General features: G+C 71.3%; 11 protein-coding genes. 1 reads left to right on the top strand and 10 read right to left on the bottom strand.

The genetic code is table 11. From position 1 onward, the window contains the following. Window positions 1–52 precede the first annotated feature (52 nt). Complete coding sequence (gene elbB / locus IPN03_09265; GenBank protein MBK9373901.1) at window positions 53–718, top strand: isoprenoid biosynthesis glyoxalase ElbB; 666 nt, start codon at window positions 53–55, stop codon at window positions 716–718. A gap of 236 nt (window positions 719–954) precedes the next feature. Here the strand turns inward: elbB and IPN03_09260 are convergent, their stop codons facing one another. From IPN03_09260 to IPN03_09215, 10 genes are all read right to left on the bottom strand, one after another. Beyond that, on the bottom strand, window positions 955–2,205 hold the full coding sequence (locus tag IPN03_09260) for a serine hydroxymethyltransferase (GenBank protein ID MBK9373900.1): 1,251 nt from the start codon (window positions 2,203–2,205) through the stop codon (window positions 955–957). 29 nt (window positions 2,206–2,234) lie between these two features. Beyond that, window positions 2,235–2,693: a ribose 5-phosphate isomerase B gene (rpiB, locus tag IPN03_09255; protein ID MBK9373899.1), complete on the bottom strand. Its 459-nt coding sequence runs from the start codon at window positions 2,691–2,693 to the stop codon at window positions 2,235–2,237. 9 nt (window positions 2,694–2,702) lie between these two features. Then, window positions 2,703–4,067 (bottom strand): dNTP triphosphohydrolase, encoded by a 1,365-nt coding sequence (dgt, locus tag IPN03_09250; protein ID MBK9373898.1) that lies wholly within the window; start codon window positions 4,065–4,067, stop codon window positions 2,703–2,705. A gap of 25 nt (window positions 4,068–4,092) precedes the next feature. Further along, the gene (locus IPN03_09245) at window positions 4,093–5,247 is read right to left on the bottom strand and encodes a bifunctional folylpolyglutamate synthase/dihydrofolate synthase (protein MBK9373897.1); all 1,155 of its coding nucleotides are present in this window, start codon (window positions 5,245–5,247) and stop codon (window positions 4,093–4,095) included. A gap of 44 nt (window positions 5,248–5,291) precedes the next feature. Next, window positions 5,292–6,095, bottom strand: coding sequence for an acetyl-CoA carboxylase carboxyltransferase subunit beta (locus IPN03_09240; protein ID MBK9373896.1), 804 nt, complete (start codon window positions 6,093–6,095; stop codon window positions 5,292–5,294). A gap of 60 nt (window positions 6,096–6,155) precedes the next feature. Then, window positions 6,156–6,959 (bottom strand): ABC transporter ATP-binding protein, encoded by an 804-nt coding sequence (locus tag IPN03_09235; GenBank protein ID MBK9373895.1) that lies wholly within the window; start codon window positions 6,957–6,959, stop codon window positions 6,156–6,158. Continuing rightward, window positions 6,956–7,945, bottom strand: a complete 990-nt coding sequence (locus IPN03_09230) for an iron ABC transporter permease (protein MBK9373894.1) — start codon at window positions 7,943–7,945, stop codon at window positions 6,956–6,958. The genes IPN03_09235 and IPN03_09230 overlap by 4 nt, the downstream gene beginning before the upstream one ends. Beyond that, complete coding sequence (locus IPN03_09225; GenBank protein ID MBK9373893.1) at window positions 7,942–8,796, bottom strand: ABC transporter substrate-binding protein; 855 nt, start codon at window positions 8,794–8,796, stop codon at window positions 7,942–7,944. The genes IPN03_09230 and IPN03_09225 overlap by 4 nt, the downstream gene beginning before the upstream one ends. A gap of 94 nt (window positions 8,797–8,890) precedes the next feature. Further along, a complete protein-coding gene (locus IPN03_09220; GenBank protein MBK9373892.1) occupies window positions 8,891–9,112 on the bottom strand; it encodes a hypothetical protein in 222 nt (73 codons plus the stop codon). 88 nt (window positions 9,113–9,200) lie between these two features. Beyond that, window positions 9,201–12,044: a TonB family protein gene (locus IPN03_09215; protein MBK9373891.1), complete on the bottom strand. Its 2,844-nt coding sequence runs from the start codon at window positions 12,042–12,044 to the stop codon at window positions 9,201–9,203. Window positions 12,045–12,190 lie beyond the last annotated feature (146 nt).

Raw genomic sequence — 12,190 nt, 5'->3', positions numbered from 1 at the left:
CCCTTCCGGCTCGTCTCCCGATACGATCTCCGGCCGACACCGGAGGTGCAGCATGAAGCCGAAAGTCGGAGTTCTCCTCTCGGGCTGCGGCGTCTACGACGGCGCCGAGATCCACGAGTCGGTCCTGACGCTCCTGGCCCTCGACCGGGCCGGGGCCGAGGCCGTCTGCCTCGCCCCCGACATCGCGCAGAAGCACGTCGTGAACCACTTGACGGGGCAGCCCGCCGAGGGGGAAACGCGGAACGTCCTCGTCGAGGCCGCGCGGATCGCACGCGGAAAGGTGAAGAGCCTCTCCGGCTTCGACCCTTCGATGCTCGACGCCCTCCTCCTGCCCGGGGGCTTCGGCGCCGCCAAGAACCTCTGTGACTTCGCGTTCCGCGGGGCCGACTGCGAGGTCCACCCCGAGGTCGCGCGTGTCGTGGGGGCCGTCCACGGCGCGGGCAAGCCCATCGGCGCCCTCTGCATCGCCCCGGTCCTGCTGGCCAGGCTCCTCGGCAGCGGGAAGCCGAAGCTGACGATCGGGACTGACTCCGGAACGGCCAGGGCGATCGGAAAGATGGGGGGAGAGCACGTCTCCTGCGGCGGCGGCCAGGCCGTCGTCGACGAGGAGAACCTCCTCGTCACGACCCCGGCCTACATGCTCGACAGCCCGATCTCCGAGGTGTCGGCCGGCATCGAGAAGCTCGTCACCGAGCTCCTCCGGATGGCCCGGGGCTGAGACTCTCGCGCCGAAGCCCGGACATCCGGGCCGCCCCCCCCCCCCCCCCCCCGTGAAATCGTGTATTGTTGACAACAATACACGATTTCACGCCTGGCACGAAACCTCCGAAACCTAAGAAACCTCGGATTCTCGTTGACGGCTCACGGAAAACGGAACTGACCCCGCGTTTCGCGTTTCGCGTTTTGCGTTACGCGTTACGCGTTACGCGGGTGTTCCCGGGTTTCCCGAGAACGCTAGTAGATCGGGAACGCGGCCGTCAGCTCCTTGACCTTCGCCTTGACGGCGGCCTTCGCCGCGTCGTCCTCGGGCGCGGCGAGGACCTCGCCGATCCAGGCTGCGATCGTCTTCATTTCGGCCAGACCCATGCCGCGCGTCGTGACGGCGGGGGTCCCGAGGCGCAGTCCCGACGTGACCATCGGCGGGTTCGGGTCGAACGGGATGGCGTTCTTGTTGACGGTGATCCCGGCGTGGTCGAGCGCCTTCTCCGCCACCTTGCCCGTCAGCTTCTTCGGGCCGAGGTCGACGAGGAAGAGGTGGTTGTCGGTCCCGCCGGAGACGATCCGGAAGCCCTGGCCGGCGACGGCGGCCGCGAAGGCCTTCGCGTTCTCGAGGACCGCCTGCTGGTAGGTCGTGAACTCGGGCGAGAGCGCCTCGAGGAACGACACGGCCTTGGCGGCGATGACGTGCTCGAGCGGCCCGCCCTGCAGGCCCGGGAAGACCGCCTTGTCGATCTCCTTGGCCCATTCGGGCGTGCAGAGGACGAGGCCTCCGCGAGGCCCGCGGAGGGTCTTGTGGGTCGTCGTCGTGACGAAGTGGGCGTGGCCGACGGGCGAGGGGTGGAGGCCCGTCGCGACGAGGCCCGCGATGTGGGCCATGTCGACCATCAGGAGCGCGCCGACGGAGTCGGCGACCTGCCGGAACCGCGGAAAGTCGAGGATGCGCGGGTAGGCCGAGGCGCCCGCGATGATGAGCTTCGGCTTCTCGGCCTCGGCGATCCGGGCGAGCTCGTCGTAGTCGATCGTCTCGGTATCCCGCGTCACGCCGTAGGAGACGACGCGATACAGCTTGCCCGAGATCGAGAGCGGGTGGCCGTGGGTGAGGTGCCCGCCGTGGGCGAGCGACATCCCGAGAATCGTGTCGCCCGGCTTCAGGCACGCGAGGTAGACGGCGGTGTTCGCCTGCGAGCCCGAGTGCGGCTGGACGTTCGCGTGGAGCGCGTCGGGGCTCTCCGGCGAGAAGAGCTTCTTGGCGCGCGCGATCGCGAGCGACTCGGCGACGTCGACGTTCTCGCAGCCGCCGTAGTAGCGGCGTCCCGGGTAGCCCTCGGCGTACTTGTTCGTCAGGACCGAGCCCGTCGCCTCGAGGACGGCGCGGGAGGCGTAGTTCTCCGAGGCGATCAGCTCGAGGCCGTCGCGCTGGCGGGCGAACTCGGCGTCGACGGCGGCGGCGATCTCCGGGTCGACCGCTGAGAGGGAACGCCCCATCAGGCGGGGGCTCGGGGTGAGAGTCGTCGTCATCGGTGGTCTCCTTCGGCGCGCGGCGGGGCGTCGTCGAGCTTGTCGACGCGCTTCTGGTGGCGCCCGCCGGCGAACGGTGTCGTGAGGAAGGTGTCGAGGATCGCCATCGCGAGGGGGATGGCGGTGATGCGCGCGCCCAGGGCGAGGACGTTCGCATCGTTGTGCTCGCGCATGAGCTGCGCCGAGTAGAGGTCGGTCGCCACGCCCGCCCGCGCGCCCCGCACCCGGTTGACGGCGATCGAGATGCCGATGCCGGTGCCGCACACGACGACGCCGCGCTCCGCCTGCCCTGCCGAGACGGCGCGGCCGACGGCGAAGCCGAAGTCGGGGTAGTCGACGGAGACGGTGGAGAGGGTGCCGAGATCGACGACCTCGTGCCCGAGCTCGCCCGCGCGGCGGGCGAGGAGCTCCTTCAGCTCGAAGCCCGCGTGGTCGGCGCCGAAGGCGATGCGCATCGGCGAATCCTAACCCGCCGGCGTCCCCGCGGGTCGCCGCGGGTAGGGGGCAAAGAGGGCGTCGTACTCGCCGAGGGCGTAGCTGTCGGTCATCCCGGCGATGTGATCGGCAATGCAACGCAGGACGGCGGGCTCCTCGCGCCAGCGGCCGGCGATCACGGCTTCCACCTTCTTCAGGGGGATCTCCCTGAGGAACGGGAGGCCCGAGAGCTCGGCCACGCGCGCGAGGACGGCGTCGGGGAGGAGGCGGGGGTTCTTCGCGTAGGCGTCGAAGAGGCGGTTCACGACGAGCTGCGCCCGCGAGTCGTGCTGGGAGACCGCCTGGCTGTGGATGATGTGGCGGTAGACGAACTCCTTCAGCTCGAGGTACCGCTTCTCCCCGTCGCGCGAGGGGGCGACGAGGGAGCCGGGGAGCTTCCGCCTGTGGGCGGCGAACTCCGCCGGCGTCGTCACTTTCTGCGCGGTGAGCCATTTCTCGATCGCCCCGCGCGAGGCGACGATGAGGTCGGTGACGAGGTGGTGGATCAGGCCCCGGATGAGAAGCGCCTTCTGGACCGCCGGGTCGGAGGCGTCCCGCCAGCGGGCGCCGAGCCCCGCCACGATCTCCCGCGCGAGCGGGATCTCCTCCGCCTTGCCGATGCCGACGAGGCCGAGGCCGTCCTCGAGGTCGTGCGCCTGCTGGGCGATCTCGTCGGCCCAGCCGACGGCCTGCCCTTCCAGGTGGCAGCCCGAGCCGAGATGCAGACCCTCGGGATCGAGGACCGGAAACGGGAAATCGCGCTTCCAGGTCGTGTGCTTGAGGATCCCCTCGCGCGTCTCGTCCGTCAGGTTGAGGCCCGGCTCCTCGTACCGCTTCTCCAGGAGGTCGACGACGCGGACCGACTGGTAGTTGTGCTTGAAGGCGCCGACGCCCGCGACGGCCTTCGGCGAGAGCGCCACGGCCGGCTCTCCGCCCGTCAGGATCCGGTTCAGCGCCTTCTCCCCGGAATGGCCGAACGGGGTGTGACCGAGGTCGTGCGCGAGGGCGCACGCCTCGGCGAGGTCCTCGTTCAGGCCGAGAGTCCGGGCGACCGTCCTCGCCACCTGCGTCACCTCGAGGGTGTGCGTCAGGCGCGTCCGGTAGTGGTCCCCCTCGAACGGGATGAAGACCTGGGTCTTGTGCTTGAGCCGGCGGAAGGCCTTGGAGTGGACGATCCGGTCCCGGTCGCGCTGGAACTCGGTCCTGTAGTCGCTTCCGTCGGCCTCGGGTGCGTTCCGGCGGCGGCGGGCCGAGGAGGCGGCACGCGAGGCGTAGATCGCGAGCCGCGCGTCCTCGAACGCCTCCAGCTCCCCTTTCGTGTACGCGACGGCCCCCCCGGGCTTGCCTGCGGCCATCCGATCCTCCGGGCGCCCCTCCGCCTCAGGGCTCCCGGGGCTCGACGAGCGCCAGGGCCTCGCCGGCGAGGACGAGCGACCCGGCAACGAGTATAGGGGCGTCTCCCCCGCCGCCCTCGAGGCCCGCCAGGGCGTCCGCGAGCGAGGCGGCGCGGGGAAGCTCCGGCTGCCCGAGGCGGGCCGCGAGGGCGTCCGGCGGGATCGCGCGGGGCGAGGCGGGCGCGACGAGGACGACCCGGCGTGCACGCGCGGCCAGCGGCGCGAACATCTCCCCGAAGGCCTTGTCGCCGAGAACGCCGAAGACGAGGTCGATCCGCCCCGCGAGGCCGGCAACGTCGAGGTGGGCGGCGAGAGCGGCGGCTCCCGCCGGGTTGTGGGCGCCGTCGACCAGGAGCGGGCGAAGCCCCGGGCGAAGGATGGTCTGGAGCCGCCCCGGCCAGCGGATCGCGGCGATGCCGCGTCGGACGGTGGCGTCGTCGAGCGGCGCGAACGCCCGCGCCGCGGCGACGGCCAGGGCGAGGTTCGAGCGCTGGTGTGCGCCGGCGAGCGGCGACACGTCGTCCCACGCGCGCGACGGAGGGATCTCGAGGAGTCGCGCGCCCATCCGACCCGCCTCGACGCGGAGGATGGCGAGCCCCTCGCCCGCCGCCGCCGTGAGCGCCGGCTGGCCCCGTCGGAAGATCCCCGCCTTTTCGCGCGCCACGTCCGCGAGCGACGGGCCGAGCGTCTCGAGGTGGTCCTCCGCGACGTTCGTGACGACGGACACCTCGGGGTCGAGGACGTTCGTGGCGTCGAGCCGCCCGCCGATCCCCACCTCGACGACGGCCACCGAGACGCGGGCGCGCCGGAAGAGCTCGCACGCGGCAACGACGAGCGCCTCGAAATAGGTGGGCCTGAGGCCGCCCTCGCCCGACACCGAGGCCACGAGCCGGAGGGCCGCGTCGAGCTGGGCGTCGGTGACGTCGCGGCCGCAGAGGCGAACCCGTTCGTTCACGTGGACGAGGTGCGGCGAGGTCGTCATGCCGACGCGCAGTCCCGCCGCCTCGAGAATCGACGCGGCGGCTGCCGCCGTGGACCCCTTGCCGTTCGTCCCGCCGACGAGGAGGGTCCTGAACGACGCCTGCGGGTTCCCGAGCGCCGCCAGAAGGGCCCGCGTGCGGGCGAGGCCGGGCCGGATCATCTGCGGCCCGAGGGCGTCGAGCCAGCGACGGCCGGGCCCGGGGCTCACGCGGCCAGGAGCCGGAGAACGTTCGCGAGCGCCGCCTTCAGCTCCTTGCGTGGGACGACGACGTCGATGAAGCCGTGGTCGAGGAGGAACTCCGCGCGCTGGAAGCCTTCCGGGAGGGTCTGGCGGATCGTCTGCTCGATGACGCGCGGACCGGCGAAACCGATCAGCGCCTTCGGCTCGGCGAACGTCACGTCGCCGAGCATCGCGAAGGAGGCGGTGACGCCGCCCGTCGTCGGATCGGTCAGGACCGTGACGTAGGGGACACGCGCCTCGGCGAGGCGGCCGAGGGCCGCCGAGACCTTCGCCATCTGCATGAGAGAGAGAATCCCCTCCTGCATCCGCGCTCCACCCGAGGCGGTGACGACGACGAGAGGGACCTTCTCCGTGCGCGCCCGTTCGGCCATGCGCGTCAGCACCTCGCCGACCACCGAGCCCATCGACCCTCCCATGAAGGCGTAGTCGAGGGCTGCCACCAGGACTCTCGATCCCTCGAGCTTCCCCTCGCCGGCCGCGATGGCATCGGGCCGGCCCGCCGACGCCTCGTAGCTGCGAAGGCGATCGCGGTAGCGCTTCGTGTCCCGGAAGCGGAGAGGGTCGGTCGCCCGGAGGTCCCCGAAGAGGGGCTGGAACACCCCGTCGTCGAAGAGGAGCTTCAGCCGCTCCTCGACCAGGAGGCGGAAGTGGAACCCGCACTTCGGGCAGACGCGCTGGTTCCGCTCGACCTCCTTGGCGTACAGGGTCTCGCGGCAGCCGTCGCACTTGAGGAAGAGCCCCTCGCCGAGCGAGGTCGCCTTCCCCATGTCCCGCAGGGCGCGGGGTGCCTTGTCCTTCCGGAACCAGAGTGCCATGGGGCGGCGATCTTACCCTCTCCCGGCAGGGAGGCCGCCCGGCGGGGTTCCGAGCGTCACGAGGGGCGTGCCGTCGGCGAGCGGCGTGACGCAGGCCGGGACGCCGAAGAGCTGCGAGAGCGAGTTTTCCGTGACGCTCTCGCGAACCGGGCCCGAGGCGAGGACCGTGCCTCGCGCCAGGAGGACGGCGTCGTCGGCCGCCCGGGCGGCGAGATCGACCTCGTGGGTCGAGAAGACGCACGTGACTCCCGTCGCGGCCCGGCGCCTGAGGACGTCGAGGACGAGGAAGCGGTGGCGCGGGTCGAGGCTCGCCGTCGGTTCGTCGAGGAGGAGGACGCGCGGCTCCCCCGCCAGGACGCGGGCGAGGTAGACCCGCTGCCGTTCGCCTCCGGAGAGGCTCCGCACGTCGCGCTCCTCGAGTCCCGCGGCGTCGACCTCCTGAAGCGCCGCCCGGGCGACGTCGACGTCCGCTCGGCCGGGCGTGGAAAACGGACCGAGGAAGGGGGTGCGTCCGAGCAGGACGACGTCGAGCGCGGTCGCCGGAAAGAACGGCTCGAACCCCTGCGGAAGGTACCCGATGGCGCGGGCCGCCGTCCGGCGGAGGACGCTTCCCAGCGGCACCCCATCGAGGAGAACCTCGCCGCGGGTGGGGACGAGGAGGCCCGCGAGGACCTTCAGGAGCGTCGACTTTCCCGAGCCGTTCTCACCCAGGAGCGCGACGAGGCGCCCTGCGCCGAACGCGAGCGTGACGCCGCAGAGGACGTCGAGCCCCCGGGCGTATCCGGCGAAGGCGCCCGAAAGGGCGAGGGGCGTCAGGCCCGCCTCCTGAGGAGGACGAGGAACGCCGGCGCGCCGAGGAGCGCGGTCACCGCGCCGATCGAGATCTCGTTCGGGGCGAAGAGCGTCCGCGCGAGGAGGTCGGAGGCCACGAGGAGTATTCCGCCTCCCAGGAAGGAGCCGAGAAGGAGCGCCCTGTGGCCCCGCGTCAGGCGCCTCACGAGGTGGGGGACGAGGAGGCCGACGAATCCGATGATTCCCGCGTGCGCGACGGCCGCCGCCGCCAGGAGGGAGGCGGCGACGTAGGCGACCCGTTTGGCCCGCTCCACCGGGACACCGAGCGTGAAGGCGGTCTCCTCGCCGAGGGTCAGCGCGTCGAAGGCGCGCGCGAGCGGGAGCAGGACGGCGAGGCCGATCGCGGCGTACGCGGCGAGGGAGAGCACGGCGTCTCCCGTGGCGCCGGAGAGCGAGCCGAGCATCCAGAACACGAAGCCGCGCGCGCCGGCCGCGTCGCTGAAGGAGAGAAGGAAGAGGAGGATCGCCGAGGCGAGAGCGTTCACGACGACGCCCGACAGGAGAAGTCGCCCGCGGTCGAGCCTGCCACCCACCGACGCGCCGAGACCGACGAGGAGGACGGCACCGAGCGCGCCCGCGAGAGATGCGATCGGGAGCGCGAACGAGCCGAGAAGACCGCCCGCTCCGGCGCCGAGGATGACCGCGAACAGGGTGCCGCAGGCTGCGCCCCCCGAGACGCCGAGAAGGTACGGGTCCGCGAGGGGGTTGCCGAGGAGGGCCTGGAGGGCCGCGCCCGAGAGGGCGAGCGCGCCGCCGACGAGGAGGCCGAGCAGGGCGCGCGGGAGGCGGAGGTCGCGGACGATCGTCACGGTGGCCTGTTCGCCCGTTCCCGCGAGCGCTGCCAGGGCGTCGGAGGGGGCGACGGAAACGCTTCCGACGAGCAGCGAAGCGAGGAGCGCGGCGAGTGCGAGGAAGAGAAGGGCGAGGAGGAAGGGGCCGGTGCGTCTCACGGCCCGAGCTCCCGGAGCTTCTCGACGAGCGCTTCCAGGGCGTCGACGAGTCTCGGACCCGGGCGCTCGAGCCACGCCCCGGGAAGGACGACGACGCGGCCGTCGCGCACCGCCGGAAGGAGATGCCACCGGCTCCCCGGTGCAAAGGCCGCCTTGAAGGCGGCTCCATTCTCGATGGTCTCGGGGCGGACGAGGACGCGCGGGCTCCACGAGACGAGCGTCTCGTGCGAGACGCGGGGCCATTGTCCGGCGGACCTCGGAACGACGTTGTCGACCCCCGCCCGGAGAAGGAGGTCCCCGATGAAGGTCGCGGGACCCGCGACGACCGGGGGGTCCGGCCAGATCAACGCGAGGGCGCTCGGACGCTCGCTGCCCTTCCGGGCTCGCGAGCGGGCTTCGGCCGCTCCGGCACGGCGCTCCAGCGAGGACACCAGGCGATCCGCCGCGACGGTCGTTCCGAGGGCCTCCCCGACCGTCCGGATGTCCTCGAAGACCCCGGCGAGAGAATCGGCGTCGGTCACGACCACGCGTATGCCGAGCGAGGCGAGACGATCCGCTGCGCGCCGGTCGGTCCCGTCCCGGGACACGACGGCGAGGTCGGGCCGAAGGGCCGCGATCCGCTCGAGATCGGGGGAGAAGCCCCCGAGCCTGGCTTTCCCTTTCGACTCCGCCAGATCCGCCGCGAAATCCGATACCCCGACGACCCTCTCCGCCGCTCCAAGGGCATAGATGATCTCGGCCGCCGACGGTGCCAGCGCGACGACGCGCTGCGGCCCTGCGGCCACGGTGGGCATCGTGACCACGAGGAGCGCGAGCGCGAGCCCGTGGAGAGAGCCGGGCGGAAGGCGCACGACGGGGAGAGAAGGCAAAGGCCCCGGCACCGTCACGCGATGTGGGTGCCGGGGCCCGTCAGCGACCGTCGGGACGACGAGCGCCGGGAGCCCGTCAGGACTCCTCGGACTCCTCGAGATCGTTCTGGATGCCGAGGCGAAGGCACGCCGCGGCGTACATCTGGCGCGCCGCTTTCTGGCCGTTCTGAAGCTCGGCGAGACGCTCTTTCACCTTGGCCAGCTCTTCCTGGATCTGGGCTTCCAGGTCGCTGATCTCCTTCTTCGTGACGCGGAGCGTGTTCTCGTAGAACTTCCTCTGTTCGTCGTTGAGACTCATGCGGAAACTCCTTCTCGAATTCCCATTCCGGTTTTCTCACGGCGCCCCGGGCGCCACGTTCTGTCTCGTCTCGCCAGCCCCGTCCGCTTCAAGGCTTGACGGTGATGGAGAAAGTCTTCCACATCTTCACCCGGACGCCACCCTTCGTGGCGGGCTTGATCTGCGATCCCCTGAGAGCGGCGAGGGCCGCCTCGTCGACGAACTTGTACGTCGACGAGCGGACGACCCGGGCGTCGCTCACCTGGCCCGTCTCGGTCACGAGAGCCATGATCGCAACCGTGCCGAGGCCGGACGGGTCGTTGCGCCTGGCCTGGATCTGCTTGGCCTGCGGCGGCAGGGGCGGGAACCGGCCGAGCTTGACGATCTGCGGCTCGACGACCCCCGCTCCCGGCCCCACCAGATCGCCTTCGCGTACGGCCGCGGAGGCCGCTGCGGGAGCGGCCGGCGCCGGAGCCGCCGGGCGCGGTACCTCGACGACGGCGGGCGGCTCGGTCGGCTTCGGCGGAACGGGCGTCGGCTCGGCCGCCTTCGGCGGCTCCGGGGCCCGGGTCGGCTCCGGCGCGGCCTTCGGCGGCTGTAGAGGCTGGCTCGGCGCCAGTGACACGGCCGGAGCGGCCGGCTGCACGGCGCCCGGAGCGGCGGGCTTGGCCTGCTCGGCTGCAGCCTTCTGCGCCGCCTCGCGGAGCTTCTTGGCTTCCTCGGCCGTGGCCTTGCGCAGCTCGGCCTCCAGAGCCTTCGGGTCGATGACCTTCTCGGGCGCGGCGGGCTCCACGGCCGTCGTCGCCGGCGCGGCCTCGGTGGCGGCGGCGGGAACGGGGGCGGGGACCGGAACCGGCTCCGGCGCCTTGCCGCGTGTCATGAAGTAAGCAGCTGCAGCGAGGACGAGGACCCCGACACCGATGCCGGCGAAGAGGCCGGTCCGGCTCTTGCCGGGCTCGTCTCCGAGGCTCATCGCGGGCTGCGAGACCTCGACCGGTTCCGGAACGGGCGCGGGCTCGGCCGCCTTCTCCTTCTTGGAGATGACGAGCCCCTTGCCCTTCTTCTTCTCCTCGGGTGCGGGCGCCGCCGCGACCTGCGCGAAGGCCGCGTCGATCTGTGCGTCCGACGCCGCCGCGCTCGCCTCGACGAGGCGGTGCATGAAGATCGCGAGGTCCGCCGGACCCGGAGCGGGCTGGAAGGAGTAGAGGACCGAGTTGATGTCCTTCTCCATCTCCGAGGCGTTCTGGTAGCGGTCCTGCGGGTTCTTGGCGAGGGCCTTGAGGACGATCTGGTCGACCTTCTTCGGGACGTCGGGGTTCTTGAGCGACGGCGGCTCCGAGCGGGCGTCGCGCACCTGCTCGAGGATCGTCAGGTCGGTGTCGCCGCTGAAGAGGCGCTCGCCCGCGAGCATCTCGAAGAGGACGATGCCGAGCGAGAAGATGTCGGTCCGGCGGTCGACCTTCTTTCCCCAGGCCTGCTCGGGGGACATGTACTGGAGCTTTCCCTTGAGCGCGCCCGCCTGCGTCTGCTGGACCTTCGTCGCCGCCTTGGCGATGCCGAAGTCGCAGAGCTTGATGTCTCCCTCGAAGCTGATGAGGACGTTCTGGGGGGACACGTCGCGATGGACGAGGTTCAGCTCCTTGCCGTCGAGCCCCATCCGCCGGTGCGCATAGTCGAGGGCGTTGGCGACCTTGGAGGCGATGAAGAGAGCCAGCTCGACCGGGAGCGGATAGCCCTTCTCCGACGCCGTCTTCAGGATGGAGCGAAGGTCCTTGCCCTCGACGTACTCCATCGCGATGTAGTGGTAGGCGTCTTCCTTGCCCAGGTCGTAGATGTGGATGATGTTGTTGTGGGTCAGCTGCGCCGCGAGCTTGGCCTCGTCGATGAACATCGTGATGAAGTCATCGTTGTCGGCCATGTGCGGGAGGATCCGCTTGATGGCGACGATCTTCTCGAAGCCTTCCTCCCCGCGCATGCGGGCCCTGTAGACCTCGGCCATCCCGCCGGCCGCGATCTTCTCGAGGAGCTGGTAGCGGCCGAAGCCCCCGGGGCCGCCGGCGCCCGGCCTGCCCTTCGGAGCCGGCGGCTCCACGGGACGGGCAGCGGGGGCGGGTTGCGGTTTCGGAACCGGAGCGGGCTCCGGCGTGGGCGCGGGCGCCGGCTTCGGAGCGGGCGCCGGGGCGGCGGCGGGCTTCTCCGCCTTTTCCGCCGGCTTGATCGGGCGCAGGCCCGAGAGCGTGTCCGTGAGCATCCGGTCGACGGCCGTATCGACCTTCGGCTTCGGGGCCGGAATGGGCAGCGAGCCGGAGTCCACCCTGAGGGTCCTGTCGGAGACCGGCTCGGAGCGCGCCGGTGCCGGAGCGTCCGCCTTCGGCGTCGACGCCGAGGGCGCTTTCGTCGTAGGACGGGACAGGATGCCCGAGAGCGTCTGCTCGAGCTTACGGTTGATCCCGGGGTCGGTTCCGGCCGGCGCGGGGCGCGCCTTCTCCTCTTTTTCCGCCGCTTCCACGCCGGAGATGACGTCCGAGAAGATGTCGTCCGCAGAAAGGAGCGGCTGCGCACCCGCTCCCGGGAAGGGGTCGTGGCTTCTGCCGCCGAGCGCGGCGGAAATCTCGGCGAGGAGGGCCTCCTCGGCGAACGGCTTCTCCAGGATTCCGGTCGCACCCTCACGGGCCGCGTCGGCCTTCTTGTCCTTGCCCTTGTAGCCGGACGCCATCAGGAGAACCGGCGGCGTGGCCCCGAGGGCCTGCATCCCGCGGATGACGTCGCGCGTCCGCAGCTTCGGCAGGACCGTCGAGATGAGAACGAGGTCGGGCCGGGCACGCCTGTACGCCTCGAGTCCGTCCTCGCCGTCCTTGGCGACGACGAGATCGAAGTCCTTCCCGGCGAGATAACCCTTTATGCGGTCGAGGTATCTCGGCTCGTATTCAATCAGGAGAATCGTCTTCGCCATACGTCGTGGGGCCTGTGGCCCGGTCCCCCCCGCACTCCGAAGTCTCCTCCGGAAAGTCACCTATTATCGCCCCGGAAGTGGGCCTGTCAACGAAGTTTACCGCCTCGGACCGCCCGTCCGGACGCGCGTCCGGAGGCTACGTCGTC

The organism is Holophagales bacterium (genome assembly GCA_016719485.1).
GTDB lineage: Bacteria > Acidobacteriota > Thermoanaerobaculia > UBA5066 > UBA5066 > UBA5066.
Note: the sequence above shows the minus strand (reverse complement) of the source record. Positions and strands in the feature narration are given on the sequence as shown.